Below are 17,490 nucleotides of genomic sequence, written 5' to 3' on the forward strand. Positions count from 1 at the left end.
ACGTTGCCGTCGTTGCGCCACGCGATCACGTTCTGCGGCGCCGCCGAGTTCTGGTTCACCGTGCCATAGCTCAGGTTGCCGCCGACAAGCGTCGCCGCCGAGCCAGTCAACGTGCCCGATACCGTGGCCGATGCGGCACCCAGCGTGCCGCCGGTCGCCACCAGCGTCTGCGCGCCTTGCGCACCGATGCCGTTGCCGGTGCTCATCGACACCGTGACCGTGCACGTGCCGCCCGCGTCGACCGTGCAACTGCCCGGTGCCACGCTGTACACGCCGCTGAGACCCGACATCGTCAGCGTTGCGGCCTGGTTGCCGCTGTTCGTGAAGCTCACCGTGCCGGAGGCGGCGCTGCCACCCTTCGTGGCGCTCAATGCTGCTGCGCCGTTGCCGGTGACCGAGATCGCCGATCCGTACAGCGTGCCCGCCACCGAGGCCTGCACCGCACCAGTCGTGCCGCCGGTGGCCGTCATGGTCTGGCCGCCTTGCGCGCCGATAGCTCCCGCCGTCGTCATCGACACTGTCACGGCGCAGTTGCCGCTCGCAGGCGCCGTGCAGCTTGCCGGGCTCACCGAGTAAGGTGCGCTCAGGCCCGACATCGTGAGCGTCGCCGCCTGGTTGCCGCTGTTCGTGAAGGTGACCGTCCCGCTACCCGCCGCACCACCCTTCTGCGCCGTCAGGCCAGCGGCGCCACTACCAGTCACCGCGATCACCGATTGCAGGCCCGTGCCGTTCAGTGCGGCAGACAGCGTCCCCGCACCCGTGCCGGTGCTCACGCTGCCGCTGCGTGCCGCGTTGGCCGTCGGCTGGAAGCGCACGGTGATTGCACAGTTGCCGCCCACCGGCAGCGAGCTGCCGCAGGTCGTCGAGACGAAGCCGAAGTCCGTGCCACTGACTGACGCAGCAGCCGGCACCGTCACGCTCAGCGGGCCGACGCCGGTGTTGGCGAGCGTTGAGGTCAGCGTCGGCGCGCTGCCGACGGCCACGCTGCCGAAGTCGACGGCACTCAGGCTGCCCGACGGCGCCTGGCCCGTGCCCGACAGCACCGCCGACTTCACGCCCAGCTCGGTGTTGATGTTCAGCCCGCCGCTGCGCGCACCAGCCGCAGAAGGCGTGAAGGTGACGCTGACCGTGCACGAGGCACCCGCCGCCAGGCTCGCACCGCAGGTCGTGCCTGCAAAGCCGAACTCGCTGCCCGACGCCGACGACACCGCCGCAGCGGTCGGCATCGTGATGTTGATCGCCACGCCGCCGGTGTTGCTCAGCGTCGCCGTGGCGCTGCTGCTCTGCCCGATCTGCGTGGCCGCAAAGGCCGGTGCGCTCAGCGTGACCGCCGGCAGCGTGCCGCGCGTCGCCGCCGCGTTCGGCGCCGTGCCGGCGCTCGCTCCKATCGCGGCCAGACTGTTCGGCACGACCCGATCCTGTGTCGAGCGCAGCACGCCACCCAGCACCCAGTTGTCGYCCGCGATGTTRTTGGSGGCGTAGTCGTGCTTSGTSGTYGCKGTGATGSTCTGYGCCACGTTCCCYGCKGCCGYSCCGGTGGTGACCGCCACGATCTCCTTCGGGTCACCGTTCTCGTTGTAGCGGSTYGTCACGGTCGTGCCGGGCAGCGCATCGCCGTTCAGCTCGCGYGCAGTCTTGCTGCTCTGGAACAGGTACGGCCGCTGCAGCCGCACCGTGGACGGCACCGGGCACGGCGCCATGACGGTCGCAGCCGCTTCGGCCGTGGTCGACGCCGAGGCGTCGCAATAGATGTTGGTCTCGCTCGCCAGCAGCACCGGCGATGCCTCGTTCAGCGAGCCGCGCCAGCTCTGCGCRCGCGCGGGCTGCCCGATGTAGGGGTGTGACAGCACGATCTGCGTCGACTGCGACAGGACGCTGCCGTCCGCTGCCGGCCGCTGGCTGCGCACCTCGCGGAAGCCGCGCGGKCCACGCCCGTCGTGCGCYGCCTTGAAGCCRCGGTAGCCGAACTCTTCGGACACCTTGCCGCTGCCSACRCCRCTGTCGCGRTCGACGGTCGCRACCACGTAGCCGGGCTGCACCGCATCGAACAGCGGRTACACCGCCGCATTGGCCGCATCCCCGCGATCGCTCGCATACCGGTCGCCGAKCCCRCCGCGGGCCGRACTGCCCAGCGATACCCAGCTGAGCGYCGTCTTGAGCCCKTCCGGCGAGGTCACGCTGGTCARCAGGYCCGGCGGCARCGAGGTGCCCGCCTTCACGTACAGCTGGTTCGCCGTCGCATCCCCCGGCGTCGGCGAGGCCCGCAGCCGCAGGATCTCCACATCGCCYCGGCCGGTGAAATCCCCCGTCACGAAGGCGGCCGAGCTGTCGCTGTGCTGCAGCACGTCGCTCGCGGTGGTCAGGTTGAAGCTGCTTGATGGCGTGAAGGTACCGTCGCCGTTGCTCAGGTACAGCTTGTTCTGCGMSGGGTCRCTGCTCCACCACAGGATGTCGTCGCGGCCGTCGCGGTTCACGTCGGCGACCAGCATGTCGGCGCTCTTCTCGCCGTGCTGGCCGAGCGGCGGAGAACCCACCGAGATGTTGCCGAGGTTGTAGTTGGCCACCTTGAGCAGGCCGGTGGCGCCGGTCGACACCGACAGGCCCCACATCACGCAGTCGGTGCGCCCGTCGCCGTTGAAGTCGAGGGGTCGGTCGCAGTCCTGGCCGGCCCCGGAGATCGGCTCGAAGTTGAAATCCCCCAACGAGCGCCACGCCCGAATGGGCGGGTACAGGTTCGCGCCGGTGCCCAGCATGCCGGCCGYGGAGAGATCCAGATTGCCGTCGTTGTCGATGTCGACCAGATGCGACGGCTGCCCCAGCGCATACGGCCCCTCCGGTCTCGAGTACAGGTTCTTGTAGGTCGCGTTGGTCGGCTGCTCGACAAAGCCGCCCTGGCCGTCGCCCTTGTAGACATGGGTGCAGACCACCGTCGCGCAGGGCTCGGGGGGCGGATCGAGCTGGACCCCCTGGCTCGGCACGGACGCGGTGACGAGGTCGATGAAGCCGTCGCCGTCGATGTCCAGCAGGTAGAAGGTGTTGCCTGGGGTCCAGCCGAAGCCGTCCTGGATCTCGCCATGGCTGACGAGGTAGCGGTCCTGGCTGGCATGCTCCAGCAGCGTCACGCCGTTGATCGGCCTGCGCTCGAACGTGCCGTCGCCCTTGTTCAGGTACAGCTCGGTGGCGTACGCCGGGCAGGCGGTGGTGATGTTGACCGTGTTGGTCTCATGAGAGTCGCGGTAGCGCAGCAGGTCGGGCAGCCCGTCGCCGTTGAAGTCGGCCACACGCGTGTTGAAGCAACCGTTGCTGTGGAACAGCGTGTTGTCCGTGCCGGTCAGGTTGAAGCCCGTCACGCGCCGGAAGCTGCCGTCGCCGTTGCTGAGGTACAGCCGATTCTCGGCCGGGTTGTCCGACCAGCGGATGATGTCGGTCTTGCCGTCGCCGTCGAAATCGGCGGTGATCACGCCGTAGTTCGAGAAGCGCGCCAGGTTGATGCCGGCCACCGTGCTCTGCATCGTCAGCGTGGCAAGTTCGCCGGACGAGAAGGTAGCACTGCGCTGGTAGGCCTCACTGGCATCGGCTGCGTAGTCGAACTTCACCGGCGGCAGGCATGGCGACTCGGCCGCACCAGCGCATTCGGTGATCGTGCGCAGCCGGCTGCGGCTGGTGACCGGGCCGCTGTCGTAGGCGAGTCGCAGCGTGTTCACCTTGAACGGCGTGCCGTCTGCGTTCACGAAGCTCTGCACCTGGGTGAGGCGCTGCAGGTTCAATAGCTTGCTGCCCGCCACGTAGGCCTCGCGCCGTGCGTGCGGCTTGCCGGTGGGGGCGAGCGCGGGCAGGTCCTCGTAGCTGAACACCACCTTGTTGCCCGGCGCCTGCGTCGGCGTGCCGGTGTAGCGGATCTCGCGCAGGCTCCAGTCGTGCCCCGCGATCGGCGTGCCGGCCACCGTACCGCTGCCCCAGGCCAGTCCGTCGCGCTGCTGGTACTGGTAGTCGATGTAGTTGCCGCGCAGGTCGCTGACACGGCTGACGAGCCAGGTCGTGATGGCGCCGGTGCCTTGCGCCGTCACGGCCGCATCGGCCGTGGAATTGCTGTTGTTGCCGTACTCGTAGACCCGACCGTCCTTGGTCCACACCTTGAAGTACGACGGCGAACCCCCGCCTGATCCATATGCCCGGATGCGTGCGAACGAATCGCGCTCGGTGCGGAACTCGCGCAGCAGGCCGCTGCCTCCTGCGCTGTCATTGGTCTGCGGGAAGTTCGCTGCCACCCCCGTCGCACCCGTCTGGATCAGCCGCTGGCCATCCAGGCACAGCTTGTCGGCCGCGGTGTTATCAACGCCGCGGATGCGGCCGTCGGTCGCGAGGTTCGCGCCGCAGCGCGCAATCGACGAGACGCCTGTCAGCGACCAGCCGTGGCCCACCGGCCCGCTGCCGTCCCCGCCATACGACAAGCCGAGCGCCGGCACCATGCCGGCAATGCCGGGCGGCACAGCGATCGGATGTTGATACCCCGGCTGGCCATCCGGGCCCACCGCGAGTTGAGCCCACGCTGCAAGCGAAAGCGTCGACAGCACCAGCGCACCGACGCACGACACCACCAGGCCGCGGACACGCCGCGACGAACAGATCAGTTCCAAGAGAGTCCTCCAGCGCACGGTCGTCGACCATGCATCCAATGACAACGAGGGAGAGGTGTTGTTGCCTTCGGCCCAGTGGGGCGCTGGCAACCCGCGCGGCAGTGGTCTGCCGCTGCGGTGCGCGCAGTCTAGCGAGGCGCGCGCTTTTCTTTCGTCACGTCACGCCGGATTTCATCAAGCTTGAGGAGGTCCATTCATACCGACCGCCCACCGAGCAACAAAAAAGGGCCCCGCAGGGCCCTTCGAAAGGAGTCGTCGTCAGTCGCGAATCAGAACCAGATTTCCGCCTGGGCACCATAGGACGTGCCCTTGGTGTCGCCGTTGGCGCGGTTGGTGACGCCGGCGCCGCCGTTCTCGGCCGCGTTGGCCGCCGAGTTCCACTTGGCCGTCGTCACGTACAGGCGCAGTTCCGGACGGTTCCAGAAGCCCGGGCCCGTCGACAGCGTCGGCGCGAACGTGAACTTCGCCAGCTTCTGCGTGTCGCTGCCGTCCGGCTTCTTCTGCACGTACGCGGCTTCGCTCACCAGCTTGAAGTTCTTCGTCAGCGCGTACGAGCCGCGGCCGCCCACYGACACCGAGTTCACCTTSGTGGTCTGGCCCGCGAAGTTCTCGACCTTGTCCTGCTGGAACATGATCTGGCCCTGGCCGCCGAACGCGCCCACCTGCCAGCCCGGGCTCTCCACGATGCGGAAGCTCTTGGTCGCAGACGTCGCGTTCAGCGTGCCGAAGCCGCCGTCCACGCCCGCCGAGCCYTGYGCGAACTGCACCCACAGGATGTTGGTGCCGCCCAGCCCGAACGCGTTGTCCTGGTTGTGCTGCACGCTCAGGCCGAAGCCGTTCTTGCCGCCSGTGAAGTCACCCTTCACGTAGGTGCCCACCACGCGCAGCTTGCCGCCCGGGTTCACCACCAGCTCCGACAGGTCCGCGTTCAGGCGCGAGGCCGGACGCTGGTCCGTGCCCGTCGCCGCAGGCGTCCCCTGGATCACGCCACCGCTGTCGTTGCGGAAGAACGCCAGGCCCAGCTTGCCACCGCCCACGGCGATGCTGTCCGCACCCGCGCCCACGCCCGACAGGTTGATGAAGAACGTGTCGGTGATGTGCACGTCCGCACGGCCGTAGAAGCGCTTGCCGATCCAGAAGTTCACGTCCGGGGCAATGTCGTAGCCCTTGCCTTCGACGTACATCTGGTTGATGCCCACCGACGCCGCGCCGGTGTCGCTCGAGTCGCCGTTGTAAAAGTTCGTCATCAGCGCGGCCTTGTATTCCACGCCGTCCGACTTGAAGCCCTGGCTCAGCAGGAACTCACCGTAGAAGTCGCACTCGTTGCCGAGCCGGTACTTCATGCCCGCGCCGCTCAGGCCGTAGCACGCACGCGCATCGTCCTTCTTCGCCGCGCCCGGGCCGGTGCGGAAGTAGCCGCCCCAATCGACGGCTTGTGCAGAGGTGGCACTCAGCAGGCTGGCTGCGGCGGCAGCCAGGGCGAGCACGGTCTGGCGGTGGGGGAATGTCTTCACGGATCGTCTCCTTGGTTTTTGGAAGCACAGGTAGAACACAGGGCCTGGGGGAGCCCTGCAGGGGGAACGGGTGCGTCAGCCGCGCTTGCGGCTGGTTTCGAAGATGCGTTGCAGCAGGCAGAAGATGAACAGCAGCCCGCCGATCACGATGCGGGTCCACCATGAACTCAGGCTGCCGTCGAACATGATCAGCGTCTGGATGATCCCGAGCATCAGCACGCCGAACAGCGTGCCCAGCACATAGCCGACGCCGCCGGTGAGCAGCGTGCCGCCGATCACCACGGCGGCGATCGCGTCCAGCTCCAGCCCGACCGCGTGCAGGCCGTAACCCGACAGCATGTAGAAGGTGAACACCACGCCGGCCAGCGCCGAGCAGAAGCCGCTGACGGTGTAGACGCCGATCAGCGTGCTGCGCACTGGCAGGCCCATCAGCACCGCCGAATGCTCGTTGCCGCCGATCGCATACACCGTGCGGCCGAACTGCGTGTAGTGCGCGACGAACACCGCCAGCACCACCACGGCGAGCGCGATGATCGCGCTGACCGACAGCTCGGCGCCCTCCCACAGCGGCACGCGCAGCTGCGAGACCTCGGTGTAGAACGGGTTCGTGATGCTGACCGAATCGATGCTGATCAGGTAGCACAGGCCGCGCGCGAGGAACATGCCGGCCAGCGTCACGATGAACGGCTGCAGCCGGAAGCGCTGGATCAGCACGCCCTGCAGCGCGCCGAAGCCGGTGCCCATCAGCAGCACCAGCGGGAGCACCGCGCCCGGGCTCCAGCCGTGCTTCTCGACCAGCGAGGCCGACACCATCGTCGTCAGCGCGATCACCGACCCCACCGACAGGTCGATGCCGCCCGACAGGATCACGAAGGTCATGCCGACCGCGACGATGCACAGGAAGGCGTTGTCGATCAGCAGGTTCAGGAACACCTGGGCCGAGAAGAAGCCGGTGTAGAGCACCGAGCCGAGGAGCGCCATCACGAGGAACAGCGAGACGGTCGCCGCCAGCGGGATGAACTTCGGGTCGAGGCGCAGGCGCTTTGCGGACGCAGCCGCTGGCGCGGCGCTCATCGATTGGGCGTGCGTATTCATGCCTTCGCTCCCGGCCGTTCTGCCATCGCGGGCCGCTGCACCAGCGAGCGCAGGCTCTGCCGGAATTCCGGCGATTGCAGCAGCATCACCGCGAACACCACGCCGGCCTTGACGACCAGGTTGACCTCGGGCGGCACGCCCAGCGAGTAGATCGCATAGGTAAGCGTCTGGATGATCAGCGCGCCGATCACGCTGCCGGCCAGGCTGAAGCGGCCGCCGGTCAGCGCCGTGCCGCCCAGCGTCACCGCGAGGATCGCGTCCAGCTCCATCAGTTGCCCGGCGTTGTTGCCGTCGGCGCTCTTCACGTTCGAGCTGACGATCAGCCCGGCCGCGCCGGCGCACAGCCCGCAGAAGGCGTACACCCACACCGTGATGCGGCGCGCCCGCACGCCGGCCACGCGCGCTGCCGACGGGTTCACGCCGACCGCCTGGATGAACAGCCCGAGCGCGGTGCGCGTCGTCACCCACCACAGCAGCACGAACACCGCCGCCGCGATGAACAGCGAGAACGGCAGCCCAAGCAGGTAGCCGCTGCCGAGGAAGAAGTACGGCCCGTAGTAGATGGTGATGATCTGCCCGCCGGTGATCAGCTGCGCGATGCCGCGGCCGGCCACCATCAGGATCAGCGTCGCGATGATCGGCTGCATGCCCACGCGCGCGACCAGCACGCCGTTCCACAGCCCGCACAGCAGCGCGACGCCGAGCGCGCCGAGCAGCGCGGCCCACATCGGGAAGCGGCTCGCATGCGTGGCCACGCCGTCGACGATCACCAGCGAGCCGCCGATCATCCAGGCCGCGATCGCCGCCGCGATGGCCACCACCGCGCCGACCGAGATGTCGATGCCGCGCGTCGCGATCACCAGCGTCATGCCGAGCGACACCAGCATCAGCGGTGCCGCGCGGTTCAGGATGTCGATCAGGCTGCCGTACAGGTGGCCGTCGCGCCATTCGAGGTGCAGGAAGCTGCTGTTGAACACGGCGTTCAGCAGCAGCAACAGCAGCAGCGTGACCAGCGGCCACGCCAGGCGATGTTTGAAGAGTGCGCTCATGCCTGTGCCGCAATCACGTGGTAGACCGCCTGCTCGCTGCTGCCTGCCGGCAGCTCGGCGACCTTGCGGCGATCGCGCAGCACCGCGATGCGGTGCGAGACGCGCACGACCTCGCTCATCTCCGACGAGATGAACAGGACCGACATGCCCTGCTGCGCGAGGCGCAGGATCTCGTCCATGATCTCCTGCTTGGCCGCGACGTCGATGCCGCGCGTCGGCTCGTCGAGGATCAGCAGCCGCGGCTCGGTCGCGAGCCAGCGCGCGAGCATCGCCTTCTGCTGGTTGCCGCCGGACAGCAGGCCGATCGGCGTCTCGATGCTCGCGGTCTTGATGCCCAGCGCCTTCACGAAGCGCTCGGCCATCTCGGCCTGCTGCTCGCGCGACAGCGTCTTCGCGAGGCCGTGGCGGGCCTGCAGCGCGAGCGCAATGTTCTCGCGCACCGACAACTCGGCCACGATGCCGTCGGTCTTGCGGTCTTCGGGGCACAGGCCGATGCCGTGGCGCACCGCGTCGGCCGGGCTGTGCAGGCTGGCGGGCTGGCCGTCGACCTGCAGCGTGCCCTGGTCGTTGGCGGCCAGGCCGAACAGCAGCCGGGCGAGTTCGGTGCGGCCGGAACCGAGCAGGCCGCCCAGGCCCAGCACCTCGCCCGGGTACAGGTCGAGGTCGACCGGCTGCAGTTGCCCCTGCTGGCCGAGGCCCTGGGCGCGCAGGAAGGGCTGGCTGTCGTGCGGGCGGGCGCTCGGCGCGGCGCTGGACTGGCTCGCCAGCTCGCGCCCGATCATCGCGGTGATCAGTGCCGGCGCGTTCAGCTCGGCGGCCGGCTTCTCGCAGACGAATTCGCCGTTGCGCAGCACCGTGATGCGGTCGGAGATCGCGTACACCTGCTCGAGGAAGTGCGTGACGAACAGGATCGCGAGGCCCTCGCCGCGCAGCTGGCGCAGCACCGCGAACAGGCGCTTGACCTCGTCCTCGTCGAGGCTGGAGGTCGGCTCGTCGAGGATCAGCACCTTGGCTTCGACGCTCAGCGCGCGCGCGATCGAGACCATCTGCTGCACCGCGACCGAGTATGTGGCCAGGCCGCGCGTCACGTCGATGTCGAGGTTCAGCCGCGTCAGCAGCTCGCGCGCCTGGGCATTCATGCGCGCCCAGTCGATGCGCCAGCCGCCGGCCGCGCCCTTGCGCGGATAGCGCCCGGCGAAGATGTTCTCCGCCACCGACAGGTTGGTGCAGAGGTTCACTTCCTGGTAGACGGTGCTGATGCCCAGCTGCTGCGCCTGTTGCGGCGTGGTCGGGCGGATCGCCGCGCCGGCCAGCGTGAACTCGCCGGCATCGGGCGGGTGCACGCCCGTCAGCACCTTGATCAGCGTCGACTTGCCGGCGCCGTTCTGCCCCATCAACGCATGCACCTCGCCCGGGAACAGGCGCAGGCCTACGTTGCTGAGCGCACGCACGCCGAGGAACTGCTTGCTGACGCCACGCAGCTCCAGCATCGGCGACGTGGTGCTCATGTCAGGCCTTGTTCTTGTTGTAGACGTCGAGGAACACCGCGGCCAGCAGCACCAGGCCCTTGATGACCTGCTGGTAGTCGATGCCGATGCCCATGATCGACATGCCGTTGTTCATCACGCCCATCACGAACGCGCCGATCACCGCGCCCATCACCTTGCCGACGCCGCCCGAGGCCGAGGCGCCGCCGATGAAGCAGGCCGCGATCACGTCGAGCTCGAAGCCGACGCCGGCCTTCGGCGTCGCGGTGTTCAGCCGCGCGGCGAACACCAGCCCGGCCAGCGCCGCCAGCACGCCCATGTTGATGAAGGTGTAGAACGACAGCCGCTCGGTCTTGATGCCCGACAGCTTGGCCGCCTTCTCGTTGCCGCCCAGCGCGTAGATGCGCCGGCCGATCGTGCTGCGCCGCGTGACGAAGTCGTAGCCCACCATCAGCAGCACCATGATGATCAGCACGTTCGGCAAGCCGCGGTACGAGGCCAGCAGGTAGCTGAAGAATAGGATCACCGCGGCGAACGCCGCCGTCTTGCCGAGGAAGAACGGGTACGGCTCTTCTTCCATGCCGTGGCGGGTCTGCGCGATGCGCCCGCGCACCTTCAGCACCACCATCACCAGCACCGTGATCACGCCCAGCAGCAGCGAGGTCAGCCGCAGCTCGGCGCCGGCGAACAGGTCGGGGATGAAGCCCGAGCTCAGGCGCTGGAACTCGACCGGGAACGGCCCGACCGACTGGCCCTGCAGCAGCGCAAGCGCCAGGCCCTTGAACACCAGCATGCCGGCCAGCGTGACGATGAACGACGGGATGCGGAAGTACGCGACGAACCAGCCCTGCGCGGCGCCGATCACGCCGCCCACCACCATGCAGCCGAGGATGGTCCAGATCCAGTGGATCTCGTAGTTCACCATCATCACCGCGGCCAGCGCGCCGATGAAGCCGGCCACCGAGCCGACCGACAGGTCGATGTGCCCGGCCACGATGACCAGCAGCATGCCCAGCGCCATGATGACGATGTAGCTGTTCTGCAGCACCAGGTTCGTCAGGTTCAGCGGCTTCAGCAGCGTGCCGTCGGTCAGGTACTGGAACAGCCCCATGATCGCGACGAGCGACAGCAGCATGCCGTACTCGCGCATGTTGTTCTTCAGGAAGCCGCGGTACTCCTTGGGCGGCACGGCGGCCGCCGCGGCGATGTCAGTTGCCATGATTCGTTTCTCCGGCCAGCAGGCCGTGTTCAGTGTCCAGCTTCGGCGGCGCATCCATGCCGTCGTGCGATCCGGCCCTCATGATGGCGCGCATGATGCGCTCCTGCGACGCCTCGGCGGCCGGGAACTCGCCGACGAAGCGGCCTTCGTTCATCACGTAGATGCGGTCGCACATGCCCAGCAGCTCGGGCATCTCCGACGAGATCATCAGGATGCATTTGCCCTCGGCGGCCAGCGCGTCGATGATGGTGTAGATCTCGTACTTGGCGCCGACGTCGATGCCGCGCGTCGGCTCGTCGAGGATCAGCAGCTCGGGCTGCGAGAACAGCCACTTGCTCAGCACCACCTTCTGCTGGTTGCCGCCCGACAGGTTCACCACCGGCTGGTACACGCTCGACGAGCGCGTGTTCAGCCGGCGGCGGAAATCGCTCGCCACGGTGAATTCGCGCCCGTCGTCGATCACGCCGTGGCGCGACACCGCCGGCAGGTTCGCGAGCGTGGTGTTCTTCTTGATGTCGTCGGCCAGCACCAGGCCCAGACCCTTGCGGTCCTCGGTGACGTAGGCGATGCCGTGGCGAATCGCCTTCTGCACCGTCGAGGTGTCGATCACCTCGCCGTGCATGCGCACCTCGCCGCTGATGCGCTGGCCGTACGAGCGGCCGAACACGCTCATCGCGAGCTCGGTGCGCCCGGCGCCCATCAGGCCGGCGATGCCGACGATCTCGCCGCGCCTGACGTTCAGGTTCACGCCCTTCACGACCAGCCGGTCGGCGTGCACCTGATGGTGCACCTTCCAGTCGCGCACCTCGAAGACGGTCTCGCCGATCTGCGGCGTGCGCTTCGGGTAGCGGTCGGCCATCTCGCGGCCGACCATGTTGCGGATGATCCGGTCCTCGCTGATCGCGCCGGCCCGGCAGTCCATCGTCTCGACGGTGCCGCCGTCGCGCAGCACGGTGATCGAATCGGCCACCTTCGAGACCTCGTTCAGCTTGTGCGAGATCAGGATCGCCGAGATGCCGTGCGCCTTCAGCTCGAGCAGCAGCTCGAGCAACGCATTGCTGTCGCTCTCGTTCAGGCTCGCGGTCGGCTCGTCGAGGATCAACAGCTTGACCTCCTTCGACAAGGCCTTCGCGATCTCGATCAATTGCTGCTTGCCCACGCCCAGGTTGGTGACCAGCGTCGACGGCGATTCCTTCAGCCCGACCTTCTCCAGCAGCTCCTTCGTGCGCCGGTGCGATTCGAACCAGTCGATCACGCCCAGCTTCGCGCATTCGTTACCGAGGAAGATGTTCTCGGCGATCGACAGCAGCGGCACCAGCGCAAGCTCCTGGTGGATGATGATGATCCCGAGCTTCTCGCTGTCGGAGATGCCGGCGAACTTGCGCAGCTCGCCTCGGTAGTGGATCTCGCCGGTGTAGGAGTCGTGCGGGTAGACCCCGCTCAGCACCTTCATCAGCGTCGACTTGCCGGCGCCGTTCTCGCCGACCACGGCATGGATCTCGCCCCGGCGCACGACGAGGTTGACGTCGTTCAGGGCGGTCACGCCGTGGAATTTCTTGGTGATGCCGCGCATCTCCAGGATGGCATCCATCCGTAGTCCTCTTGCTCTCTCCGACTGCAAAAAAGGTTCTGCGCGTCGTGCGCAGAACCAATGCCGCTTGCGCTTGAAATTACTTGAGCTGCGCTTCGGTGTAGTAGCCGCTGGTGACCAGCACCTGCTTCCAGTTGCTCGCGTCGACGCTGACCGGCTTCAGCAGGTACGACGGCACCACCTTCACGCCGTTGTTGTAGGTCTTGGTGTCGTTGATCTCGGGCTTCTTGCCGCCGAGCACCGCGTCGACCATGCCGACCGTGACCTTGGCCAGCTCACGCGTGTCCTTGAAGATCGTCGAGGTCTGCTCGCCCTTCTGGATCGACTTGACCGACGGCACTTCGGCGTCCTGGCCGGTGATCACCGGCATCGGCGACTTCGGGGTGCCGTAGCCGACGCCCTTCAGCGACGAGATGATGCCGATCGACAGGCCGTCGTACGGCGACAGCACGGCGTCGACGTGGGCGCCGGAGTAGTAGGCGCTCAGCAGGTTGTCCATGCGGGCCTGGGCGACGGCGCCGTCCCAGCGCAGCGTGGCGACCTTGTCCATGCCGACCTGCTTGCTGCGAACGACGAGCTTGCCGCTCTTGATGTACGGATCGAGCACCGACATCGCGCCGTTGTAGAAGAAGAACGCGTTGTTGTCGTCGGCCGAGCCGCCGAACAGCTCGATGTTGAACGGGCCCTTGCCGCTCTTCAGGCCGAGCTTCTGCTCGATGTAGCTGGCTTGCAGCACGCCGACCTGGAAGTTGTCGAAGGTGGCGTAGTAGTCGACGTTCTTCGAACCCTTGATCAGGCGGTCGTAGGCGATGACCTTGACGCCCTTGTCGGCGGCCTTCTGCAGCACGTCGGTCAGGGTGGTGCCGTCGATCGCGGCGATCACCAGCACCTTGGCGCCCTTGGTGATCATGTTCTCGATCTGCGCCAGCTGGTTCGGGATGTCGTCCTCGGCGTACTGCAGGTCGGTCTTGTAACCCTTCTCCTGCAGGTACTTGACCATGTTGGAGCCGTCGGCAATCCAGCGTGCGGACGATTTCGTCGGCATCGAGATCGCGATCGGGCCCTTGTCCTGCGCGTGGGCTGCCAGCGGCGCGATGGCCACGACGGCAAAAGTGGCCAGCGAGGCCAGGATCGTACGGATGTTTTTCACTTCTCTGTCTCCATTCATGGGGGGTTCGTCATCGCCGCTCCACTGGGCGGCGGCCGGAGCGCGGCCTGCTCCGGCAGGCTTCGCGGTTCACTGCGAAGCCCAGTCTTACCCCATCGCTCAATACTTGCGATTGGGGAATTCCTTGGCTGCGACTTCCATCGGGAAGACGCCTTCCTGCGTCACGATGCGCTTCGGGATGGTCTTGCCGGCCACCAGGTCCTTGACAGCCTGCATCAGTTGCGGGCCGAGCAGCGGGCTGCATTCGACCGACACGTTCAGCTTGCCGGCGATCATGGCCTCGAAGGCGCCCTTCACGGCGTCGATCGAGATGATCACGATGTCCTTCGCGGGCTTGAGACCCGCTTCCTCGATCGCCTGGATCGCGCCGATGGCCATGTCGTCGTTGTGCGCGTAGAGCACGTTGATCTTCTTGCCCTCGGCCTTCAGGAAGGCTTCCATCACTTCCTTGCCCTTGGCACGSGTGAAGTCGCCSGTCTGCGAGCGGATGATCTTGAACTTCGGATCGGCCTTGATSAYTTCCTCGAARCCCTTCTTGCGGTCGWTCGCMGGSKCSGAGCCGACGGTGCCCTGCAGCTCGACGATGTTSACSTCGCCCKTCKKGTCCTTSRTSTKSTCGASCAGCCAGCGGSCGGCGCGKCGSCCTTCCTCGACGAAGTCGGAGCCCATGAAGGCGACCCACAGGCTGCTGTCCTTCTCGTCGACCGCGCGGTCCGACAGGATCACCGGGATCTTGGCGGCCTTGGCCTCGCGCAGCACCGTGCCCCAGCCCGATTCGACGACCGGCGAGAACGCGATCACGTCGACCTTCTGCGCGATGAAGCTGCGGATGGCCTTGATCTGGTTCTCCTGCTTCTGCTGCGCGTCGGAGAACTTCAGGTCGATGCCGGCTTCCTTGGCCGACGACTTGATCGACTCGCTGTTGGCGGTGCGCCATTCGCTCTCGGCGCCGATCTGGCTGAAGCCGAGCACGATCTTCTTCTGCGCGAAGGCCTTGAACGGCAGGGCCGCGGCCAGGGATGCCGCAGCCATCGCTGCGAACAGGGAACGTCTTTGGAATTTCACGGTTGTCTCCTCTTGGTGGGTGGCATGAAACACGCGCGGCTTTTGCTGCCGCATCAAAGCGCAAGGGCGGTGAGGCTCAGGCGGGTGGAACTCCTCTTTCCTTGGTTCAAGCCAGCGTGTAGGCCGTCTTGACCGTGGTGTAGAACTCTGCGGCGTAGCGGCCCTGCTCGCGCGGGCCGTGGCTCGATCCCTTGCGGCCGCCGAACGGCACGTGGTAGTCGACGCCGGCGGTCGGCAGGTTGACCATCACCATGCCGACCTTGGCCTGCCGCTTGAATTGCGTCGACAGCTTCAGCGATTGCGTGACGACGCCGGCGCACAGGCCGAACGGCGTGTCGTTGGCGAGCGCGACGGCGTGGTCGAAGCCATCGGCCTTCAGCACGCAGGCGACCGGCCCGAAGACCTCCTCGCGGGCGATGCGGTGCTGCGGCTGCGCGAGGAACAGCGCCGGTGCCATGAAGTGCCCGCGCGTCGCGCGCTCCAGCAGCTCGCCGCCGGCGACATGCTCGGCGCCTTCGCTGCGGGCGATCTCGAGGTAAGAGAGGTTGGTGTCGAGCTGGGCGCGGTCGACCACCGGGCCGATGTCGATGCCGCGCTCCATCGCGTGGCCGACCTTCAGCGCGAGCGTGCGCTGGCGCAGCTTCGTGACGAAGCGGTCGTGCACCGTCGCGTCGACGATGATCCGGCTCGACGCCGTGCAGCGCTGGCCGGTCGAGAAGAACGAGCCCTGCACCGCGCATTCGACGGCCTGGTCGAGGTCGGCATCGGCCAGCACCACCAGCGGGTTCTTGCCGCCCATCTCGAGCTGCACCTTGGCGCGCCGGGCAGCGGTGGCTTTCAGGATCTGCTCGCCGGTGCCCACCGAGCCGGTGAAGCTGATCGCATCGACCAGCGGGCTGTCGACCATCGCCTGGCCGACCTGGCGGCCGCTGCCCATCACCAGGTTGAACACGCCCGCCGGCAGGCCGGCGCGGCTGATGATCTCGGCCAGCGCCGCCGCACAGGCCGGCACCAGCTCGGCCGGCTTGAAGACGACGCTGTTGCCGTAGGCCAGCGCCGGCGCGATCTTCCAAGCGGGGATCGCGAGCGGGAAGTTCCACGGCGCGATGATGCCGACCACGCCGACCGGCTCGCGCGTGATGTCGACCTCGACCCCCGGGCGCACCGACGGCAGGTGCTCGCCGGCCGCGCGCAGCGCCTCGCCGGCGAAGAACTTGAAGATGTTGCCGGCGCGCGCCGCCTCGCCGATCGCCTCGGGCAGCGTCTTGCCTTCCTCGCGGGCGAGCAGCTGGCCGAGCTCATCCTTGCGGGCGAGGATCTCGCTGCCGATCTGGTCGAGCGCATCGGCGCGCCGCTGCGGCGTGCTCAGGCCCCAGGCCGGCGCGGCGTCGGCCGCGGCGCGGATCGCGATCTCGGCCTGGTTGCCGTCGGCGCGGGCGTACTCGGCCACCACCTCGTCCAGGTCGGACGGGTTGCTGCTGATGCCGGTCGTGACGCCGGTCTCCCAGCGCCCGTTGATGTAGTTCTTGCAGCTTTGCGCCATGGCGGTCGGGCTTTCGGTCGGGCGTTCGTTCACAGGGCGCGCACGCCGCCGATCGCGAAGCCGCGGTCGACGAGTGACAGCGGGTTGACCAGCGGCGCACCGAGCGCCGGCAGGTCGATCTCGAAGCGGTCGCCCGGCTCGACGCGGATGTTGTCGGAGAAGCTCAGCGTCGCGGTGCCGAAGAAGTGCAGGTGCACGTCGCCCGGCTGGCGGTGCGCCGCGTACTTGAAGTGGTGGTATTCGAGGTTGGCCAGCGAATGGCACATGTTGGCCTCGCCGGTCAGGAAGGGCTTCTCCCAGCGGATCTCGTTGCCGCGGCGGATGCGGCTCGTGCCTTCGAGATGCGCCGGCAGCGCGCCGCTGCGCAACTCGGGGCCGACCGCGCAGACGCGCAGCTTCGAGTGGGCGAGGTACAGATAGTTCTGGCGCTCGGTCACGTGGTCGGAGAACTCGTTGCCGATCGCGTAACCGAGGCGGTACGGCTGGCCGTCCGGGCCGATCACGTACAGGCCGACCAGCTCGGGCTCCTCGCCGCCGTCGAGCGCGAAATCGGGCATCGCCAGCGGCGCGCCGGGCGCGGCGACGATGCTGCCGTTGCCCTTGTAGAACCACTCGGGCTGCACGCCGGGCTGGCCGTCGGCCGGGCGGCCGCCGTCCATGCCCCACTTGAACATGCGCATCGAGTCGGACAGCGATTCCTCGCCGGTCGACAGCTTCTGGTGCATCGCATCGCGTGCCGAGGCGCTGCCGGTGTGCGTGAGGCCGGTTCCGGTGACGAAGCAGTGCGCGACATCGGGGTGCGCGAGCGGCGTCAGCACGCGCTGCTCGCGCAGCAGGGCCTCGTACGGCAGCGCGTCGCCGGTGAGGGCCGGTTGCGCCAGCACGTCGACCGGCACCCGGCGGGCGATCGCGGCCTGCGCCAGTTCGTAGGTGCTGACGAAACCGCCCACGGCGCGCACCGAACGGCCGTCGTCGGCGACGCCGCCCACATGCTGCGTGCCGTTCTCGGCGAGGAACTGGATCAGTCTCATGGGGCAGTCGCGTCTCGGTCGGGCGAGCGGGGGCTCGGGTGAAGGTGCCGCATCCTAATGAGCGGAGCTATAACTTTCTAATAGATATTTG

Annotated in this window: 10 protein-coding genes and 1 pseudogene; all 11 read right to left on the bottom strand. The window is 67.7% G+C overall.

Features of this window, described 5'->3' with window-relative positions:
• Window positions 1-4,637 (bottom strand): FG-GAP-like repeat-containing protein (locus AC1D15_RS00665; protein ID WP_477824522.1); only part of this gene is annotated, 4,637 nt, incomplete at its 3' end.
• 269 nt (window positions 4,638-4,906) lie between these two features.
• Window positions 4,907-6,151 carry a maltoporin gene (locus tag AC1D15_RS00670; RefSeq protein ID WP_477824523.1) on the bottom strand — a complete coding sequence of 415 codons (1,245 nt, stop codon included), beginning with the start codon at window positions 6,149-6,151 and terminating at the stop codon, window positions 4,907-4,909.
• Window positions 6,152-6,226: 75 nt separating this feature from the next.
• Window positions 6,227-7,225 carry a galactofuranose ABC transporter, permease protein YjfF gene (gene yjfF, locus AC1D15_RS00675; protein WP_477824554.1) on the bottom strand — a complete coding sequence of 333 codons (999 nt, stop codon included), beginning with the start codon at window positions 7,223-7,225 and terminating at the stop codon, window positions 6,227-6,229.
• A gap of 17 nt (window positions 7,226-7,242) precedes the next feature.
• Entirely contained in the window at window positions 7,243-8,295 is a 1,053-nt protein-coding gene (locus AC1D15_RS00680) for an ABC transporter permease (protein WP_477824524.1), read from the bottom strand.
• Window positions 8,292-9,803, bottom strand: a complete 1,512-nt coding sequence (locus AC1D15_RS00685; protein WP_477824525.1) for a sugar ABC transporter ATP-binding protein — start codon at window positions 9,801-9,803, stop codon at window positions 8,292-8,294. The genes AC1D15_RS00680 and AC1D15_RS00685 overlap by 4 nt, the downstream gene beginning before the upstream one ends.
• A gap of 1 nt (window position 9,804) precedes the next feature.
• On the bottom strand, window positions 9,805-11,001 hold the full coding sequence (gene mmsB, locus AC1D15_RS00690) for a multiple monosaccharide ABC transporter permease (protein WP_047503517.1): 1,197 nt from the start codon (window positions 10,999-11,001) through the stop codon (window positions 9,805-9,807).
• Entirely contained in the window at window positions 10,991-12,592 is a 1,602-nt protein-coding gene (mmsA, locus tag AC1D15_RS00695) for a multiple monosaccharide ABC transporter ATP-binding protein (protein ID WP_477824526.1), read from the bottom strand. The genes mmsB and mmsA overlap by 11 nt, the downstream gene beginning before the upstream one ends.
• Before the next feature lie 79 nt (window positions 12,593-12,671).
• The gene (chvE, locus tag AC1D15_RS00700; RefSeq protein WP_465110789.1) at window positions 12,672-13,694 is read right to left on the bottom strand and encodes a multiple monosaccharide ABC transporter substrate-binding protein; all 1,023 of its coding nucleotides are present in this window, start codon (window positions 13,692-13,694) and stop codon (window positions 12,672-12,674) included.
• A 165-nt stretch (window positions 13,695-13,859) separates the two neighbouring features.
• Window positions 13,860-14,792, bottom strand: a pseudogene (locus AC1D15_RS00705) (ABC transporter substrate-binding protein).
• A gap of 139 nt (window positions 14,793-14,931) precedes the next feature.
• On the bottom strand, window positions 14,932-16,368 hold the full coding sequence (locus AC1D15_RS00710) for an aldehyde dehydrogenase family protein (protein ID WP_047504046.1): 1,437 nt from the start codon (window positions 16,366-16,368) through the stop codon (window positions 14,932-14,934).
• A gap of 29 nt (window positions 16,369-16,397) precedes the next feature.
• Window positions 16,398-17,399 carry an AraD1 family protein gene (gene araD1 / locus AC1D15_RS00715; RefSeq protein ID WP_477824527.1) on the bottom strand — a complete coding sequence of 334 codons (1,002 nt, stop codon included), beginning with the start codon at window positions 17,397-17,399 and terminating at the stop codon, window positions 16,398-16,400.
• Window positions 17,400-17,490: the final 91 nt, after the last annotated feature.

The organism is Rhizobacter sp. P2_H2, assembly GCF_056403375.1.

Excerpts from the sequence above, each read along its gene's own strand:
- yjfF (WP_477824554.1), bottom strand. The coding sequence starts at position 7,225 with ATGAGCGCCGCGCCAGCGGCTGCGTCCGCAAAGCGCCTGCGCCTCGAC.
- AC1D15_RS00680 (WP_477824524.1), bottom strand. The coding sequence starts at position 8,295 with ATGAGCGCACTCTTCAAACATCGCCTGGCGTGGCCGCTGGTCACGCTG.
- AC1D15_RS00685 (WP_477824525.1), bottom strand. The coding sequence starts at position 9,803 with ATGAGCACCACGTCGCCGATGCTGGAGCTGCGTGGCGTCAGCAAGCAG.
- mmsB (WP_047503517.1), bottom strand. The coding sequence starts at position 11,001 with ATGGCAACTGACATCGCCGCGGCGGCCGCCGTGCCGCCCAAGGAGTAC.
- mmsA (WP_477824526.1), bottom strand. The coding sequence starts at position 12,592 with ATGGATGCCATCCTGGAGATGCGCGGCATCACCAAGAAATTCCACGGC.
- AC1D15_RS00710 (WP_047504046.1), bottom strand. The coding sequence starts at position 16,368 with ATGGCGCAAAGCTGCAAGAACTACATCAACGGGCGCTGGGAGACCGGC.
- araD1 (WP_477824527.1), bottom strand. The coding sequence starts at position 17,399 with ATGAGACTGATCCAGTTCCTCGCCGAGAACGGCACGCAGCATGTGGGC.